Annotated in this window: 16 protein-coding genes; 15 read left to right on the top strand and 1 reads right to left on the bottom strand. The window is 72.5% G+C overall.

The features are described from left to right. Window positions 1–10: 10 nt before the first annotated feature. The 15 genes from AC3CHW_RS18495 (at window position 11) to AC3CHW_RS18565 (ending at window position 16,574) form a co-directional block, all read left to right on the top strand. Window positions 11–157 (top strand): hypothetical protein, encoded by a 147-nt coding sequence (locus AC3CHW_RS18495; RefSeq protein WP_176162543.1) that lies wholly within the window; start codon window positions 11–13, stop codon window positions 155–157. 41 nt (window positions 158–198) lie between these two features. After that, window positions 199–951, top strand: a complete 753-nt coding sequence (fabG, locus tag AC3CHW_RS18500; protein ID WP_308118261.1) for a 3-oxoacyl-[acyl-carrier-protein] reductase — start codon at window positions 199–201, stop codon at window positions 949–951. After that, on the top strand, window positions 948–1,466 hold the full coding sequence (locus AC3CHW_RS18505) for an ApeI family dehydratase (protein ID WP_488467192.1): 519 nt from the start codon (window positions 948–950) through the stop codon (window positions 1,464–1,466). Before fabG ends, AC3CHW_RS18505 begins: the two co-directional genes overlap by 4 nt. Before the next feature lie 52 nt (window positions 1,467–1,518). Continuing rightward, window positions 1,519–1,995 (top strand): 3-hydroxyacyl-ACP dehydratase FabZ family protein, encoded by a 477-nt coding sequence (locus AC3CHW_RS18510; RefSeq protein WP_277321349.1) that lies wholly within the window; start codon window positions 1,519–1,521, stop codon window positions 1,993–1,995. Next, complete coding sequence (locus tag AC3CHW_RS18515; protein WP_488467193.1) at window positions 1,995–3,287, top strand: beta-ketoacyl-[acyl-carrier-protein] synthase family protein; 1,293 nt, start codon at window positions 1,995–1,997, stop codon at window positions 3,285–3,287. The genes AC3CHW_RS18510 and AC3CHW_RS18515 overlap by 1 nt, the downstream gene beginning before the upstream one ends. Beyond that, entirely contained in the window at window positions 3,284–4,327 is a 1,044-nt protein-coding gene (locus AC3CHW_RS18520; protein ID WP_398608090.1) for a beta-ketoacyl synthase N-terminal-like domain-containing protein, read from the top strand. Before AC3CHW_RS18515 ends, AC3CHW_RS18520 begins: the two co-directional genes overlap by 4 nt. Continuing rightward, window positions 4,324–5,133, top strand: coding sequence for an alpha/beta fold hydrolase (locus AC3CHW_RS18525; protein ID WP_176162538.1), 810 nt, complete (start codon window positions 4,324–4,326; stop codon window positions 5,131–5,133). The genes AC3CHW_RS18520 and AC3CHW_RS18525 overlap by 4 nt, the downstream gene beginning before the upstream one ends. A 29-nt stretch (window positions 5,134–5,162) precedes the next feature. After that, window positions 5,163–6,737, top strand: a complete 1,575-nt coding sequence (locus tag AC3CHW_RS18530; RefSeq protein WP_488467194.1) for an MFS transporter — start codon at window positions 5,163–5,165, stop codon at window positions 6,735–6,737. Between the two features lie 10 nt (window positions 6,738–6,747). Beyond that, on the top strand, window positions 6,748–7,824 hold the full coding sequence (gene fabD / locus AC3CHW_RS18535) for an ACP S-malonyltransferase (RefSeq protein WP_398608088.1): 1,077 nt from the start codon (window positions 6,748–6,750) through the stop codon (window positions 7,822–7,824). A gap of 29 nt (window positions 7,825–7,853) precedes the next feature. Then, window positions 7,854–9,461 (top strand): acyl-CoA carboxylase subunit beta, encoded by a 1,608-nt coding sequence (locus AC3CHW_RS18540; RefSeq protein WP_187061895.1) that lies wholly within the window; start codon window positions 7,854–7,856, stop codon window positions 9,459–9,461. After that, window positions 9,461–9,742 (top strand): acyl-CoA carboxylase epsilon subunit, encoded by a 282-nt coding sequence (locus AC3CHW_RS18545; protein ID WP_187087961.1) that lies wholly within the window; start codon window positions 9,461–9,463, stop codon window positions 9,740–9,742. Before AC3CHW_RS18540 ends, AC3CHW_RS18545 begins: the two co-directional genes overlap by 1 nt. Window positions 9,743–9,924: 182 nt before the next feature. Next, entirely contained in the window at window positions 9,925–11,736 is a 1,812-nt protein-coding gene (locus AC3CHW_RS18550; RefSeq protein WP_488467195.1) for an acetyl/propionyl/methylcrotonyl-CoA carboxylase subunit alpha, read from the top strand. A 149-nt stretch (window positions 11,737–11,885) separates the two neighbouring features. Continuing rightward, on the top strand, window positions 11,886–12,392 hold the full coding sequence (locus AC3CHW_RS18555) for a DUF2867 domain-containing protein (protein ID WP_398608085.1): 507 nt from the start codon (window positions 11,886–11,888) through the stop codon (window positions 12,390–12,392). 396 nt (window positions 12,393–12,788) lie between these two features. Continuing rightward, window positions 12,789–15,185 (top strand): aminotransferase class III-fold pyridoxal phosphate-dependent enzyme, encoded by a 2,397-nt coding sequence (locus tag AC3CHW_RS18560; RefSeq protein ID WP_488467196.1) that lies wholly within the window; start codon window positions 12,789–12,791, stop codon window positions 15,183–15,185. Between the two features lie 3 nt (window positions 15,186–15,188). Then, a complete protein-coding gene (locus AC3CHW_RS18565; RefSeq protein ID WP_488467197.1) occupies window positions 15,189–16,574 on the top strand; it encodes an aldehyde dehydrogenase family protein in 1,386 nt (461 codons plus the stop codon). Between the two features lie 217 nt (window positions 16,575–16,791). Here the strand turns inward: AC3CHW_RS18565 and AC3CHW_RS18570 are convergent, their stop codons facing one another. Beyond that, window positions 16,792–17,247 (bottom strand): tellurite resistance TerB family protein, encoded by a 456-nt coding sequence (locus AC3CHW_RS18570; RefSeq protein WP_398608082.1) that lies wholly within the window; start codon window positions 17,245–17,247, stop codon window positions 16,792–16,794. Between the last annotated feature and the right edge of the window lie 87 nt (window positions 17,248–17,334).

Here is a 17,334-nt window from a genome sequence, read left to right on the forward strand (position 1 = left end):
GAGCTGAGCGATGACCGCAGTAGCCACTGAGACCCAGACCGAGAACTACCCGCTGGTCGACGCCGAGTGGGGCCCCGACCCGCTGGCCGACATCCCCGCCGACCTCATCCAGCGGCACGGCTCCATGGACCACGACACCGCGGGCGGCTGCGGCTGACGCCGCGTCGCCCCGATCGCACGGACGAGAGGACGAGAACAGTGACCGAGACCGACACCCAGCGCCCCATGGCGATCGTCACGGGCGGCTCGCGCGGCATCGGCCGCGCCTGCGCCGTCCAGTTGGCGACCGACGGCTACGACGTCGCGTTCTGCTACCGCAGCGGGAACGACGCCGCGGCCGAGACCGAGAAGCTCATCCGCGAACAGGGTGCGCAGGTCTACCACGCGCCCTGTGACGTGGCCGACTACGCCGCGGTGCAGGCGTTCATCAAGGACGCCAAGGCGGCGCTCGGCCCGGTCAGCGTTCTCGTCAACTCGGCCGGCATCGTGCGGGACAACCCGATGGTCCTCATGCCGCACGAGGACTGGCAGGCCGTCATCGACACCAACCTGAACGGCACGTTCAACTTCTGCCGCTCGATCGTCTTCGACTTCATGAAGCGCAAGGAGGGCGTCATCGTCAACATGTCCTCCATCTCCGGCGTCTACGGCCACGCCACCCAGTCCAACTACTCCGCCTCCAAGGCCGGCATCCAGGGCATGAGCGCCTCGCTGGCCAAGGAGGTCGCCGGGTACGGCATCCGGGTCAACGTGGTCGCGCCCGGCTTCATCGAGACCGACATGACCGAGGCGCTGCCGGAGAAGATCCGCGCCGAGGCCCTCAAGTCCATCCCGATGAAGCGCTACGGCGGCGCCGACGAGGTCGCCTACCTGGTGTCCTTCCTGGTCTCCGACCGGGCGAAGTACATCACCGGCGAGGTCATCGAGGTCGACGGCGGAGTGTCGCTGTGACCACCACCCAGCAGGCCGGGGCCCGGCCGGCCGGCGGCGACACAGCCGCCCCCGCCGGGCCGGCCTTCACGCCGGTCACCGGCAGGCTGCGGGCCACGCCCATCGACCCGGTGGACGAGATCGCGGTCATCTCCGAGACGGAGGTCGTCGTCCGCAAGACCGTCCGCGACGACGACCCGTACCTCGAAGGCCACTACCCCGAGTTCACCGTCTACCCGGGCGCCTTCATCATCGAGTCCGTCTTCGACGCGGTGCTGCGCCTGGTGCGCGCCCACCGAGGCGAGCGGACCTTCGTCGAGCCGGCCGAGATCTCCTCGGTGCGGTTCACCACCGCCCTGCGCCCCGGCGACACCCTCCAGGTGCGCTGCGTGTGCCAGCCGGGCCACGACGACGCCGGTAACGACACCGTGCGCGTCGTCGCGCACTGCACCAACGGGGAGGCCAAGGCGGCACTCGTCAAGATGGCGTTCCGCGTGCTTCCCGCCGAGGAACCGACCGGATCGGGCGCCGCCTGACCGGCCACCGCCGGCCCACCGGCCGCCAGGCCACCCAACGTACGGGGACTTCATGATCGACTACGCCGAGCTGCGCGAACTGATACCGCACGCCCACCCGATCCTGCTCGTGGACAAGGTGCTCGACATCGCACCCCCGGACCGGATCACCACCGCGAAGACCGTGACCGGCAGCGAGCCGTGCTACGCGGGCATCGCCCCCGGGGCACCCACCCGCGCCTTCGCCTACCCGCCCGCGCTCCTCATGGAGTCCTGGGGTCAGGGCGGCGCGCTCCTGTGGATGCGGCACGTGAGGTCCCAGGCGCGCGAGCGCAACGGCGGGCTGATCCTGGCCGCCGCGCGCGGCATGGAGTTCCGCCGCCCCGTCTACCCGGGGGACACGCTCCGCCACGAGGTCCGCATCGACCAGTTCGTCGGCGACAACGTGATCATGAGCGGCGAGAGCTACGTGGACGACGAGCTGGTCTCCAAGGTGGACTACGCCATCGCCGTCATGCGCCCGTCCGACGAACTGACCTGGGCCTCCTGATGACCACCGACGTCGTCATCACCGGACTGGGGGTCGTCTCGCCGCTCGGCAACGACCCGGGGGAGTACTGGGAGCGGCTGCTGCGCGGCGAGGTCCCGGTGCGCCCGCACGTCGCGCCCGGCACCGCCGTCGACGGCACCCACACCTACCCGGTCACCGACGCCCCGCGCCCGGCCCCGCACGCCGGCGACGAGCCGGGCCGGGCCAGCGGCTTCGCGCTGGCCGCCGCCGGCGACGCGCTCCGCGACGCCGGCCTCGCGGACGCCGGGCCCACGGTCCTCGACGGCGTCGGCATGGTCGTGGGCACCGGCAACGGCGACAGCGACCTGCGCGAGGCCGAACGCGACGGCAGCCGCGAGCTGACCGGCCTCCAGTGGTACCCGTACGACACCCAGGGCCTGCTCGCCGAGCGGCTGGCGCTGCACGGCCCGGGCCTGACCGTCTCCACCGCCTGCGCCGCCGGCGCCTACGCGGTGGCCATGGGCGCCGAGATGATCCGCGCCGGCGAGGCCGATGTGGTCCTCGTCGGCGGCACCGAGGCCGTCTCGCGGCCCGCCGTCGGAGCGTTCCTGCGCCTGGGCGCCGCCGAGCCCGGCCCCTGCCGCCCCTTCGACACCGACCGGGCCGGCACCGTGTACGGGGAGGGCGCCGCCTTCCTCGTCCTGGAGTCGGCCGCCCACGCGCGCGGCCGGGGCGCCAGCCCCTACGCCCGGGTGCTCGACTCCGGGTGGAGCTGCGACGCCTTCCACGAGACCGCGCCCGACCCCGAGGGCACCCAGGCGCTGCGCGCGGTACGCGAGGCGCTGCACCGCTCCGGGCTCGGCCAGGACGACATCGGCGCGGTGCTCTGCCACGGCACCGGAACGCCGGCCAACGACGCGGTGGAGAGCCGCACCACGGCCGCCCTGCTCGGCCCGCGCACGCCCGAGGTGCCGGTGACGGCCATCAAGGCGTCCCTCGGCCACAGCGGCGGCGCCGCCGGCGCGTTCTCCTGCCTGACCGCGGCCCTGGTGCTGCGGGACGGCACGGTGCCGCCGGTCGGCACCCTGCGCACCCTCGACCCCGCCTGCGAGCTGCGGGTGGTCCGGGAGGTGCCACAGGCCAGCGCCGGCAGCGCGGTGCTCGTCAACGCGTACGCGTTCGGCGGCAACAACATCTCCGTCGCCATCGCGGCCCTGGACCCGGCTGACCCAGCCGAACCAGTCGACCCGGGCCCGGGCGGCGGCACCGAGACCCACGGGCGGGCCGCCGGGCCCGGTCGCCCCGTGGCCTCGCGGGAGGGAGCAGCGTGAACGTGTCCACCGCGGCACCGGTCGCCATCACCGGCGTCGGCGCCATCAGCCGCCCCGCCATCGGGGCACGGGAGTTGGCCCGGGCCGCCGACCTCTGGCGCACCGAGCCGACCGACGACGAACGTCCCTGGACCATCGCCGAGTTGGACAACTTCGCGCCCGCCGAGTTCCTCGGCAAGCGCGGTTGGCGGTTCCTGCCCGAGGCCACCCGGGCCGCGCTCGCCGCCGTCCAGCTCACCCTGGCCCACGCCAACGAGGCCGCCGACGGCGCCACGGAACACGCCCCCGAGCGGGTCGGCGTCGCGCTCGGCACCAACTTCGCCGTCGACGCCGTCGTCGACCGCATCGACCGGGCCCTGCTGGCCGAGGGCATCGCCGGCATCAGCCCCGTCGAGTGCCCCAACTTCTCCGTCAACGTCCCCGCCGGCCGGCTCGGCATCGCGCACGGCCTGCGCGCCTTCAACATCACACTGGTCAACCTGCTCACCGCCGGCCTCGAGTCGGCGCTGGTCGGCGCCCGCGCGATGGCCGCCGACCGGGCCGACGCGGTGCTGGTCGGCGCCGTCGAGGGCCGCCCGCCGGCCGCCGCCCGTACCGTCACCGGTCCCGGCGTGGACGCGGCCGGCGCCTGCCTGCTGCACCTGGAGCGCCCCGAGCGCGCCGCCGAGCGCGGCGCCACCGTGCACGCCCTGCTCACCGGCGGCTCGCGGCGCACCGTCCCCGGCAACCCGGCCGCCGCCCAGCGCGTCCTGGCCGCCGCGCTCGACGCGCTGGGCACCCCGCCCGGCGTGCTGCACCTGTCGCTGCCCGCCGAGGGCGGCGCGCACGTCGCCCAGGCGGCCGAGGACTGGGCCAAGGCGCGCGGCGCGGCCACCGCCCTGACCGTGACCACCGGCGCCCCGCAGGCGTCGGCGACCCCGGTGCTCGGCCTCGCCCAGCACCTGGTGCGCGGCGTGCGCGAGAGCGCCGTGGTCGGCGCGGTCGGCCCGCGCGGCAACCTCACCCTGCTGCGCGTCGAGCCGCCCCGGAGCCGGGCATGAGCCCCGAGTCCGGACCCGCCCCGGTGAAGGCGTCGCTGCTGTACGGCGAGGAGTTGGCCGTCCACCGGTTCGCCGAGCTGCCCGCCGCCGCGCTGGTGCACGGCCTGGAGGACGACTGGAGCAGCTACACCAAGCTGAGCCAGCTCCTGTCCGGGCGCTTCCGCAGCTTCCCGCTCGACATGCCCTGGCGCTCCGGCGGCACCTACCGCTGGCGCGCCCGGGCCACCAGCGGCCAGTGGATCGAGGGCGGCCTGCAGATGATGCCCGAGCCGGTCTCGGTGCTCATCGCGCACTCCATGGGCGCCAACTCGGTGCTCCAGTGGCTGGCCTCGGGCGCCAACCCCAAGCTGGACGCGCTGATCCTGCTCTCCCCCTTCTACTGGTCGCCCACCCAACCCGTGGACTGGGCGATCTTCGACGGCTTCCGGCAGCAGTTCGCGGCCGTGATGACCGCCGGACTCCAGACCCGGCTGGGCCCGCGGGCCCACACGATGGACCCCGACATCTTCAACACCATGGTGCGCAAGATGTTGGAGAAGATGGGCCCCCAGGCGTTCCTGGCCCTCTTCGACCAGTACAGCGCGGCGTCCTCGCTCGCGCTGTCCCACGTATCGGTTCCCACGCTGGTGATCGGCAGCCCCAACGACCCGGGGATGCTGGGCGATCGTGCCGATGCGCTCCAGGCGGACATGCCCAGCGCCGAGCTGTGCATGGACCCCCGCTTCAGCCACTTCTGCCACGTGGAACAGGCGCAGGAAGTGGCCGATCTGATCATCGCGTTCGTGGACCGCCAACGGGCGGGCTGACACCGAGACGAAGGGCACGAGGACACCTCATGTCGGGAAACACCTTGCACCTACGGGCGTTGCCACCGCGCAACAAGCCCGGTCTGACCCTGCTGGCCGCGCTGCTGGGCCTGTTCATCGCGCTGCTCGACGTCACCGTCGTCACCGTGGCCATGCCGACCATCGGCGACGACCTGGACGCCTCCTTCGACGACCTGGAGTGGGTGGCCAACGCGTACATGCTGGCCCTCGCCGTCCTCATCGTCACCGCGGGCCGGCTGGGTGACCTGTACGGGCAGCGGGTGATCTACGTCATCGGCGTGGTCGTCTTCCTCGCCGGCTCGGTGCTGTGCGCCGCGGCGGGCGAGATCACCCTGCTCGGCGCCGAGCACATCACCACCCTGCACGTGGGCCGCGTCGTCCAGGGCGTGGGTGGCGCCGTCGTCATGCCGCTGACGCTGGCCATCGTCTACTCCTCCTTCGAGGGCAAGGCGCGCGCCAAGGGCATCATGATGTGGGGCGCCGTCGGCGGCCTGGCCACCGCGCTCGGCCCGCTGATCGGCGGGCTCCTGGTGGACCACGCCGGCTGGGAGTGGATCTTCCTCATCAACGTGCCGATCGGCGCGGTCGTCATCTTCGCCGCCCTCGCCGGCATGGGCGCCGACCAGCGCCGCGCCAGCACCGGCAACTCCATCGACCTGCCCGGCCTGGTCACCCTCAGCGCCTCGCTGCTCTGCGTCAACCTGGCCCTGATCAACGGCAACTCCTGGGGCTGGACCTCCACCAAGGTGCTCGGGCTGCTCGCCGGCGGCCTCGTCCTGCTGGCCGGCTTCCTGGCCGTGGAGGCCCGCTCCAAGGCGCCCATCATGGACCTGAGCTGGTTCCGCCGGCCGTCCTTCGGCGGCAGCATCGCCACCTCGTTCCTGCTCGGCGCCGGCATGTTCTCGGTGATCTTCTACCTGTCGATCTACCTCCAGACCGGCCTGGACCTCAGCGCCCAGGAGACCGGCGTCCGGCTGCTGCCGATGACGCTGATGCTGATGATCGGCGCGCCCGTCGGCGGCCGGATCGTCGCCAAGGCCGGCGTGCGCAAGGCCCTCATCTTCGCGATGACCCTGATGGCCGTCGGCATCGCGCTCTACACGCTGGCCGACCCCAAGGGCGACTCCGGCTCCTGGACCCTGCTGCTGCCCGGCATGCTGCTGACCGGCCTGGCCATGGGCGTCGCGATGCCCGTCGCCTCCGAGCTGACCATCTCCTCCGCCCCGCAGGACCAGGTCGGCGTGGCCGCCAGCGCCGGCACCATGATCCGCCAGGTGGGCAACGCGGTCGGCATCGCCATCATGGGCGCGCTGATGAGCAACCGCACCGACGCGGCCACCGAGGAGATGATCGACCTCCAGCGCAAGGGCGAGGCGACCGCCGAGGCCGCCGCCGCGCTCAAGCAGAAGGCCGTCACCGAGGGCATGGAGAACGGCGCCTGGTACGCCGCGGCCATCACCCTGGTCGGCGCGGTCCTGGTGGTCCTCTTCGTACGCGACACCAAGCCCGCCACCCCGCCGACCGCCCCGCCGCGGCCCCGCCCGGACGACACGATGCGCCTCAGCAAGCTGCCGAGCGCGTGAGGAGAACGCCATGACGCACACCGACACCCAGCACCCCGCGGCCACGGCCTCCCCCACGGCCCCGGCAGCCACGGCCACCGCGACGGCCCCGGCCGCCTCCGGCGCGGGCGAGGCCGAGGGTGAGCGCGGCAGGACCGCGTTCCTCTTCCCCGGCCAGGGCTCCCAGAAGGTCGGCATGGGCCTCGACGTCATCGCGACCCGCCCCGACCTCGTGGAGACCTACTACCGGCAGGCCGACGACATCCTCGGCATCCCGCTCTCCACGCTGTGCTGGGAGGGCCCCGAGGACGCGCTGCGCGACACCGCCATCACCCAGCCCGCGGTCTTCCTCACCAGCCTGGTCACCCTCGACGTGCTCGGCGACCGGGGCGTGCACCCCGACGTCGTCGCCGGCCACAGCCTCGGCGAGTACACCGCCCTGGTCGCCGCCGGCGTCCTCGACTGGCGCGACGCGCTGCGCCTGGTGCGCCGCCGCGGCCAGTTGATGGCCGGCGTCAACGCGGAGGTGCCCGGCGCCATGGCCGCCGTGCTCGGCCTGGACCTGGCCACCGTCGAGGAGATCTGCGCCGACGTCGCGGCCGAGACCGGCCAGGTCGCCGAAGTCGCCAACGACAACGAGCCCGGCCAGTCGGTGGTCTCCGGCGAGGCCGGCGCCATCGAGAAGGTCCGCGAGGCCGCGCAGCGGGCCGGCGCCGTCAAGGCCATCGCGCTGCCGGTCGGCGCGCCCTTCCACTGCGCGCTGATGCGCGGCATCGAGGAGGAGTTCGCCGCCGAACTGGACCAGGTGACCTTCCGCGAGCCCAGCACCCCGGTGATCTCCGGCGTCACCGCCGACTACGCCACCAGCGCGCGCGGCATCACCGACGCGCTGCGCCGCCAACTCGCCGGCCGGGTGCGGTGGACCGGCTCGGTGCGGTTGATGGCCGCCTCCGGCGTCACCCACTTCGTCGAGGTCGGCCCCGGCAAGGTGCTCAGCGGCCTGTGCCGACGCATCGTGCCCGACCTCGCGTCGTTCACCACCAACGACGAGCGCCGACTGGCCAAGACCCTCGACGCCCTCGCACCCACAGCCGCCGTAGCGGCCTGACACCAGCAAAGCCCAGGGGGACGCGCACCATGAGCATCACCGACGATCGGCGGATCACCACCGACGACCTGCCCGAGGACCCGAGCACCGGCGGACTGCCCGAACAGCTCCTGAAACTCCGGGAGTTGAAGGAAGGCATCTACGCGGGCGACCCGGCCGCCACCGAGCGCCAGCACGCCAAGAACAAGCTCACCGCCCGCGAGCGCATCGACCTGCTCCTCGACGAGGGCTCCTTCCACGAGATCGAGACGCTGCGCCGACACCGCGCCAGCGGCTTCGGCCTGGAGCACAAGAAGCCGCACACCGACGGCGTCATCACCGGCTGGGGCACCGTGCACGGCCGCACCGTCTTCGTCTACGCCCACGACTTCCGGATCTTCGGCGGCGCGCTCGGTGAGGCCCACGCGCAGAAGATCCACAAGCTGATGGACCTGGCCGAGTCCGCCGGCGCCCCGCTGGTCTCCCTCAACGACGGTGCCGGCGCCCGCATCCAGGAGGGCGTCACCGCGCTCGCCGGCTATGGCGGCATCTTCCAGCGCAACACCCGCTGCTCCGGCGTCATCCCGCAGATCTCCGTCATGCTCGGCCCCTGCGCCGGCGGCGCCGCGTACAGCCCCGCGCTGACCGACTTCGTCTTCATGGTCCGCGAGAGCTCGCAGATGTTCATCACCGGGCCCGACGTCGTGCGCGCCGTCACCGGCGAGGAGATCAGCCAGAACGGCCTCGGCGGCGCCGACGTGCACGCCTCCGTCTCCGGCGTGGCCGCCTTCGCCTACGACGACGAGGAGAGCTGCCTCGAAGAGGTCCGCTACCTGCTGTCGATGCTGCCGCAGAACAACCGCGAGACCGCGCCCGTCGAGGAGACCGAGGACCCGGCCGACCGCAGCACCGACGCGCTGCTCGACCTGGTGCCCGGCGACCCCAACCGGTCGTACGACATGCGCCAGGTCATCGAGGAGATCGTGGACGACCACGACTTCTTCGAGGTCCAACCCACCTGGGCCACCAACATCATCTGCGCCCTGGCCCGGCTCGACGGCCACGTCGTGGGCATCGTCGCCAACCAGCCCGCCTCGCTCGCCGGCGTCCTGGACATCCACGCCAGCGAGAAGGCCGCGCGCTTCGTACAGACCTGCGACGCCTTCAACATCCCGCTGGTCAGCCTCGTGGACGTGCCCGGCTTCCTGCCCGGCGTCGACCAGGAACACGGCGGCATCATCCGGCACGGGGCCAAGCTCCTCTACGCGTACTGCAACGCCACCGTCCCGCGCGTCCAGGTCATCCTGCGCAAGGCGTACGGCGGCGCGTACATCGTCATGGACTCGCGCTCCATCGGCGTGGACGTCTCGCTCGCCTGGCCCAGCAACGAGATCGCCGTGATGGGCGCCGAGGGCGCGGCCAACGTCATCTTCCGCCGCGAGATCGCCGCCGCCGACGACCCGGACGCGGTGCGCCAGCAGAAGATCAAGGAGTACCAGACCGAGCTGATGCACCCGTACTACGCGGCCGAACGCGGCCTGGTGGACGACGTCATCGACCCGCGCGAGACCCGCTCCGCGCTGATCAGCTCGCTGGCCATGCTCCGCACCAAGCACGCCGACCTGCCCTCCCGCAAGCACGGAAACCCGCCGGTGTGATGGGCGCGACCAGGCACGGCGGCGCGCCCAGCGCCGTCCACGAGCAGCCCACCGCCGGCACCCCGTCCGAGTTGGCCGCCGACGCCCACCTGCGGGTCGTACGCGGCGCGCCGGGCGCCGAGGAAGTCGCCGCGCTCGCCGCGGTGTTCGCCGCCCTGGCCCAGGGCGCGCGCCGCGGCCCTGCGCGCGGCCCGGGCCGCCCCCGGGTGAGCTGGGACCACCCGGGCCCCGGCCGCGCCGGCGCCCTCGGCTACCGCGCGCCCGGGTCGTGGACCTCATGAGCGGCGCCTTACCCGGGGCGCCCGGGACGCGGGCCGCCGCGGCGGGCGGTCGACCCGCCGCGGCCGGCACGCCTGACGGCACTCGGCCGTTGACGAAGGTGACGACGCTGGCGGCGCCGTCAGCGGAGCCGACGCACCCGAACCGGGTGACGCGGCCGGTGGGAAGAGGGAATCGGAGACCCATGCGCAAGGTGCTCATCGCCAACCGTGGCGAAATCGCTGTCCGTGTTGCCCGTGCTTGTCGGGATGCCGGGATCGGGAGTGTGGCGGTGTACGCGGACCCGGATCGGGACGCGTTGCATGTGCGGGTTGCTGATGAGGCGTACGCGTTGGGTGGTGACACTCCGGCCACCAGTTACCTGGACATGGGCAAGGTGTTGGCCGCGGCGGCCGAGTCCGGCGCGGACGCGGTCCACCCCGGCTATGGCTTCCTGTCGGAGAACGCGGACTTCGCCCAGGCGGTACTGGACGCGGGGTTGACGTGGATTGGTCCGCCGCCGCAGGCCATCCGGGACCTGGGCGACAAGGTCGCGGCCCGCCACATCGCCCAACGCGCCGGCGCGCCCCTGGTCGCCGGTACTCCCGACCCGGTCTCCGGCGCGCAGGAGGTGGTGGCCTTCGCTCGCGAACACGGCCTGCCGATCGCGATCAAGGCGGCTTTCGGTGGCGGTGGGCGTGGGTTGAAGGTGGCCCGCTCGCTGGAGGAGGTTCCCGAACTCTACGACTCGGCCGTGCGTGAGGCCGTGGCCGCCTTCGGGCGCGGTGAGTGCTTCGTGGAGCGCTACCTGGATCGTCCGCGGCATGTGGAGACCCAGTGCCTGGCCGACCAGCACGGCAACGTGGTCGTGGTCTCCACCCGTGACTGCTCCCTCCAGCGCCGGCACCAGAAACTCGTCGAGGAGGCCCCGGCGCCGTTCTTGTCCGCGGAGCAGAACGCGGAGTTGTACCGGGCGTCGAAGGCGATCTTGCGTGAGGCCGGGTATGTGGGCGCTGGCACGTGTGAGTTCCTGGTCGGTCAGGACGGCACGATCTCCTTCCTTGAGGTCAACACGCGTCTTCAGGTGGAGCATCCGGTGACCGAGGAGGTCACCGGTCTCGACCTGGTCCGGGAGATGTTCCGGATCGCCGATGGTGAGGAGTTGGGGTATGACGATCCGCCGGTGCGGGGGCATTCCTTCGAGTTTCGTATCAATGGTGAGGACCCGGGGCGTGGGTTCTTGCCGGCGCCGGGGACGGTGACGCGGTTCGCGGGGCCCTCGGGTCCTGGGGTGCGGTTGGACGCGGGCGTGGAGTCGGGGTCGGTGATCGGGCCGGCGTGGGACTCGTTGTTGGCGAAGTTGATCGTCACCGGTGCCACGCGGCGGCAGGCGTTGGAGCGGGCCGCGCGGGCGTTGGAGGAGTTCGAGGTCGAGGGCATGGCCACCGCGCTGCCCTTCCACCGCGCGGTGGTCGCCGACCCCGCGTTCGCCCCCGAGCGCTCGGGTTCGACGGATGCGTTTACGGTGCATACGCGGTGGATCGAGACGGAGTTCGTCAACGACATCAAGCCCTTCGTCCCCGGCGAGAGCGTTGGTGAGGACGGCGAGAGCGAGGGCGCGGGCCGCGAGACCGTGGTGGTCGAGGTCGGCGGCAAGCGCCTTGAGGTCTCCCTCCCCGCCTCACTCGGCTTCGCCCCCACCACCGCCAACGGCAACGGCGCGGCGGGCGGCGCGGGCAAGACCAAGCGGAAGAAGACCAGGAGCGCGGGCAGCGCGGTCACCGGCGACGCGCTGGCCTCCCCGATGCAGGGCACCATCGTCAAGGCGGCGGTCGAGGAGGGCCAGCGGGTGGAGGAGGGCGACCTCATCGTGGTCCTGGAGGCCATGAAGATGGAGCAGCCGCTCAACGCCCACCGCGCCGGCGTCATCCACGGCCTGGAGGCCGCCGTCGGCGCCTCCGTGTCGGCCGGTGCCGTCATCTGCCAGATCAAGGACGAGAAGCTCGCCACCGTGTGAGCGACCGCGCGGCGCCCGCCCGCTGTGGTGGGGCGGGCGCCGGGGGAGCGGGGCGAGCGGTGTGCGCGTGCGCGGAGCGCGCGGGCGCGCGCGTGCGAGCCTTGGGCCGAGACCGAAACAAGCCAGCAGGCACGCAGAAGGAGAGCGACGTGGCGCGAGGACCTGTCGTCCGCAAGTCCGCCGAGGCCGTGAGCCCGAGCGGGGAGAAGAGCCTGGGCGGTGTCGATCACGTGGACACGGTGGCGGTGGACGTCGCCCCCGGTACCACCCCGGCCGAGTTCGCCAAGGCCATGATGAGTTCGCCACCGAAGTGGGTCATCGCCCTGATGTCCCTGCGCGACAAGATCGTCAAGCCGTTCGGCCTGCGCGGCGGCGCCGTGCAGGAGCCCGGCGAGGTCGTCCCCGGCGCCAAGCTCGGCCCGATGCGGGTCATCGACGTCCGCGCCGACGAGGTGGTGGCGGGCAAGGACGACAAGCACCTCAGCTACCGGGTGATCTTCGTCGTACGCGACGGGGCGCACGGCACCGAGGGCGCGTGCAGCACCGTCGTCCGCTACAACCAGCCCTCGGGCAAGCGGTACTTCACCGTCATCCGTCCGTTCCACAACACGATCATGGCCAGCTTCGCCCGGCGCGGCGGTGCCACCCTGGCCTGAGCCCGGTCTCACCTCAGCCCCTTCTCATCCCAGCCCCTTCTCACCCCAGCCCCGTCTCTTTCGCGGGCCGCGACCGGCCGCCGCCCCTCCACCGGGGACGGCGGCCGGCGGCGTCTGTGGGGCCCGTGGGCGGCGGATCGGGCCGTTGACGGCGGAACGGGGAATTCACAGTAATTCGCCCCGGATAAGACAGGCGTGGGGACTTCCACATGATGGACCCGTCGCCCGGAACTCTGCCTTTTCCCGCCCCGCTGCTGCACACTGGGCGTCTCCGCACAATGCGCTAGGAATGGAACTTTCTGCTCCCGTTATTGACGTGAGGATGCGATGAAGCCCTTCAATGCGACGCCTCCGCTCATCGACGCAGACGCACTGGTGAAAAAGGACCAGTCCCGATTGATCCACCCCCATCTGCCCGGCGATTCCACGGAACGCGTCGTCATGGTCGAGGGTGACGGTTGTCGGTTACGCGACGCGCACGGCAGGGAATACCTGGACGCCACCGGCGGGCTCATGCTCGCGCACGTCGGCCACGGCCGCCGCGAACTCATCGAGGCCGCGGCCGGGCAGATGTCCCAACTGGCCTACTACAGCAGCTTCCACGAGTTCACCAACGCGCCCTCCATCCACCTGGCGGACCGGCTGATCGAGCTGGCGCCCGCGCCGATGGAGCGGGTGTACTTCACCAGTGGCGGCGCCGAAGCGGTCGACGCCGCGCTCCGCATGGCCCGGCTCTACCACCACCGGCGCGGCGAACCGGAGCGCACCTGGGTGCTTGCCCGGAACCTCGGCTACCACGGCATCACGTACGGTGGCGCGGCGGCGACCGGATTCCCCATGTTCCACCAGGGCTTCGGCCCCATGATGCCGAACGTACGGCACCTGACGCCGCCGATGCCCTTCCACCCGGAGCTGTACGGCGGCGAGGACCCCACCGAGTTCTGCCTGCGCGAACTGCGCGAGACGATCGAGGAGATCGGCGCCGAGCGGATCGCCGTCATGATCGGCGAGCCGATCCTCGGCGTGGCCGGCGTGGTCGAGCCGCCCGCCGACTACTGGCCTCGGGTGCGCGAACTCCTCTCGGCGCACGGGATTCTCCTGATCCTGGACGAGGTCATCACGTCGTTCGGCAGGATCGGGCGGTGGTTCGCCGCCGAAGCGCTGGGCGTCGCGCCCGACTTCATCGTCACGGCCAAGGGACTGACCTCGGGCTACGTCCCACTGGGCGCGCTGCTGGTGGCCGACCGGGTGGCCGACGTCGTCACCCGCGACGAGGGCTTCGTCGGCGGCTACACCTACAGCGGCCACCCCACCGCCTGCGCGGTGGCCCTGGAGAACCTGGCCATCGTGGAGCGGGAGGACCTGCTCACGGCCGCCACCGACGTGGGCGGCCACCTCGGGGATCGGCTGCGCCGGCTGGAGGAGTTGCCCATCGTCGGGCAGGTCCGGCAGGTCGGCATGATGATCGCCGTCGAGCTGACCCGGGACCCGGACACCGGGGAGCCGCCGTCCGCCGCGTGGGTGCCGCCGCTGGTGCGCGAGCGCGCCGGGGTCATCGTCCGCAACAACCCGAACGCCGTGCTGCTCAGCCCGCCCCTGGTGATGAGCCACGACGAGGCGGACCGGGTGGCGGCGGCGGTGGCCGACGTGCTCACCGAGCGGGCCACCCGATCCACCCACCGAAAGGCCGTACCGGCGACGCCGGCCCCCTCGGTGCTCGACGCGGCCTGGTCGCAACCGCCGGCCATGTCGGAGTTGCTCGCCGCCGCCATGGAATGGCACTTCAACCCGAAAACGGGTTCCCGTTTCTGGCTTGAGCGGGCCAAAACCCTGGACTTCGACCCGCGCGCGGACATTCGCACCGAGGCCGATCTCGCGCTTTTCCCGAACATCGTGGACGAGTTACGTGACGTCCGGATAGCGGATCTCGTACCGCGCGGATACGGGGACGAACGCATTCCACTGGACGTGTACGAGAGCGGCGGCACGACCGGCTCTCCCAAACGCGTCGCCTGGCTTCCCGACCACCACGAGCGGCTGTGTGCCTGGCACAGCGAGGTCCTTGACGACCGAGGCGTCCCGCGCGACGTGAACTGGCTGACGATCGGCCCGAGCGGCCCGCACATATTCGGCCCGATAAGCCGCACCATGGCGCACCGCCGGGGCGGCGTTCCGTTCTCCGTCGACCTCGACCCGCGATGGGCCAAGAAGTGCGTCGCGCAGGGCAGGTCCGAGGAGACCAGGAGATACCTGGAACACGTTCTGGACCAGGTCGAGTGGATCCTGCGGAGCCAGGACGTCGGCGTCGTCTTCACCACGCCGCCGCTCCTTGAGGCACTGGCCGACCACGAGGAGATGGCCGACCTCATCAACCGCAAGGTGCGCACCCTCATCTGGGGCGGCGCCTCGATGAGCGTCGACACCCGCGGCCTCCTCCGAGACGAGGTGTTCCCCGACGCCCAGTTACTCGGCTTCTACGGCAGCACCATGGTCGGCGGCGGCATGTACGAGCGGGCCGGTCTTGCCGCCGACGCCCCGTCCACCTTCGACCCGCCGTACCCGTTCCTCAGCATGCGCGTCGTGGACCCGGACACCGGGGAGACGGTGCCGTACGGCGAGCGCGGCCAGGTGGTCATGAACCACGTCAGCCGCGCCATGCTGATCCCCAACAACCTCGAACGGGACACCGCGCTGCGCCTCCCGGGCGCCCCGGGCTTCGGCGGTGACGCGGTCGCCGACATCAGACCGGTCCCGACGTTCGCCGGCACGGCCGTGGTCGAGGGGGTGTACTGACCCGTGTCCGACGCCCCGGAACTGATCCACCTCGACGCCCTCGGCCCGAACGGGCCCTACCGCTCGCAGGCGAGGGAGACCGTCCACGACGTCACCGGCCACCCGGTCGCTGAGCTGAGCCTGGTGCCCCGGCTGTACGTACGGCGCGGCCTGGCGGCGCTGCGGCGGGCGCGGCCACTGCCCGTGGGCGAGCGGACGGCGGCGCTGGCCGAGGCCGGCCGGCTGTTCGGCTCCGCCACCGTCAACGGCCTGACCGTCCAGGAGTACGAGCACGCCGTCACCCGGGTCAGCGGCCTGCCGATCGCGGTCGTGCGCGAGGCGACCCGGGCCGTCGCGACGGGCCTGGCCGGCGCGTACGGCTTCGCCGGCCAGGCCAGGCCGCGCGGCAGCCGGGACACCTCGTACGGCGCCAGCAACGCGGTGTGGATCCGGCGGGGTGACGTGCTCGCCGTGCTGGCCGCCGGCAACCACCCCGGCATCCACGAGCAGTGGGCGGAGGCGCTGGCCCTCGGCTACCGCGTCGCCGTACGCCCCTCGCGGCGCGAGCCGCTCAGCGCCCACCGGCTGGTCTCCGCGCTGCACGCGGCGGGGTTCGGCACGGACCGCGTCGTCCTGCTGCCCAGCGACCACGGCGTCGCCGACGACCTGGTCGCCGGCGCCGACCTGGCCATGGTGTACGGCGGGGACGCGGTGGTGGACGCGTACCGCGCGAGCACGACCGTGCTGCCGCACGGGCCGGGCCGGGCCAAGATCCTCGTCACCGCGGACGCCGACGTCCCGCGCCACCTGGACACGATCGTCGCCTCGGTCAGCGAACAGGCCGGCGCCGCCTGCGTGAACACCACGGCCGTCTTCGTCGAGGGCGACCCGGCGCCGGTGGCGCGGGCCATCGCCGAGCGGCTGGCGGGGCTGCCGTCGCTGGCGCCGGAGTCCGCGGCGGCCGTCCTGCCGGTGCGGCGGGTGGACGCGGCGCGCGAGCTGGAGAAGTTCCTGCACGCCGAGGCCGCGGGCGCCACGGCGTGGCTCGGCGGCGACACCGTGGTCGACGAACTCGGCGACGGCGCGGCGGTGCTGCGCCCGGCGGTGTTCGAACTGCCGCACGCGAACGCGCCGCAGGCCCGGCTTGAGCTGCCGTTCCCGTGCGTGTGGGTCGCGCCGTGGAGCCGGGAGGACGGGGTGGGCCCGCTGCGGAACACGATCGTGCTCACGGCCCTCACCTCCGACCAGGAGCTGATCGCCCGGCTGCTGGACGAGCCCACCATCCGCAACCTGCACGTCGGCGACCACCCGACGCACGTGCTGGTCCCCGGGCTGCCGCACGACGGCTACCTCGGCGACTTCCTGATGCGCAGCAAGACGTTCACGCACCGGGCGCCGACGCCGCCGTAGGAACGCCACGGCACGGCACGGCACCCGGCGGCGGTCAGCGGCCCGCCCGCCGGGCCGGGCCGGGGAGCCGCCGGAGCGCGGAAGCACGCGTGCCCGCCGCCGCGCACTCACCCAGGGGGCGCGTGCGCGGTGGCGGGCACGATACGGACGGCGCGCGCACGCGCCACCGGCGCGAGGACGCGCCACTCGGCACGCCGAACGCGCCGAGGAGCGACCCTCAGAGGTCGAACTCCGAGGGGTCGATGCCCACCGCGAAGCACGCCTCGCGGACCACACCCTGCTCCGTCTTGTCGAAGTCGCCGTCGGCGCCGCCGATGACGATGCCGATCTGGAGCACGGCACGCGCCTCGACCGGCTTCTTCTGCACCTTGCCGATCGTCTGCAGGACGCCGACCTTGCCCATCGCGAAGTCGCGGGTCAACTGGCCCACGTACTCGTCGAAGCGCCGCTGGAGGTCGTCGGCGGGGAAGTTCTGCAGGACGTCGTTCGAGGCGATCAGGGCCGCCACGCGCTGCCGCTCGGCCGGGTCGACGGACCCGTCCGCCGCGGCCACCAGCGCGCACATCGCCATGCTGGCGTCGCGGAACGCCCCGCTCTTGAGCTCGGTCTTCTTGGCCTGCAACTGCGTCTGCATCGTCTGGGCGGAGTCCTTCAACCGGTCCCACAGGGCCATGACTGTCTCCTTGCGCGCTACGCATCGGGGCTTGAACCACCCAGACAACCACCGAACGCCCTTCGGAAGTTCCCGCTGCGCCTTGTG

The sequence above is a fragment of the Streptomyces sp. MGP-BFMKR1 genome (assembly GCF_057766585.1).

Excerpts from the sequence above, each read along its gene's own strand:
- AC3CHW_RS18495 (WP_176162543.1), top strand. The coding sequence starts at position 11 with ATGACCGCAGTAGCCACTGAGACCCAGACCGAGAACTACCCGCTGGTC.
- AC3CHW_RS18510 (WP_277321349.1), top strand. The coding sequence starts at position 1,519 with ATGATCGACTACGCCGAGCTGCGCGAACTGATACCGCACGCCCACCCG.
- AC3CHW_RS18515 (WP_488467193.1), top strand. The coding sequence starts at position 1,995 with ATGACCACCGACGTCGTCATCACCGGACTGGGGGTCGTCTCGCCGCTC.
- AC3CHW_RS18525 (WP_176162538.1), top strand. The coding sequence starts at position 4,324 with ATGAGCCCCGAGTCCGGACCCGCCCCGGTGAAGGCGTCGCTGCTGTAC.
- AC3CHW_RS18530 (WP_488467194.1), top strand. The coding sequence starts at position 5,163 with ATGTCGGGAAACACCTTGCACCTACGGGCGTTGCCACCGCGCAACAAG.
- fabD (WP_398608088.1), top strand. The coding sequence starts at position 6,748 with ATGACGCACACCGACACCCAGCACCCCGCGGCCACGGCCTCCCCCACG.
- AC3CHW_RS18540 (WP_187061895.1), top strand. The coding sequence starts at position 7,854 with ATGAGCATCACCGACGATCGGCGGATCACCACCGACGACCTGCCCGAG.
- AC3CHW_RS18545 (WP_187087961.1), top strand. The coding sequence starts at position 9,461 with ATGGGCGCGACCAGGCACGGCGGCGCGCCCAGCGCCGTCCACGAGCAG.
- AC3CHW_RS18550 (WP_488467195.1), top strand. The coding sequence starts at position 9,925 with ATGCGCAAGGTGCTCATCGCCAACCGTGGCGAAATCGCTGTCCGTGTT.
- AC3CHW_RS18570 (WP_398608082.1), bottom strand. The coding sequence starts at position 17,247 with ATGGCCCTGTGGGACCGGTTGAAGGACTCCGCCCAGACGATGCAGACG.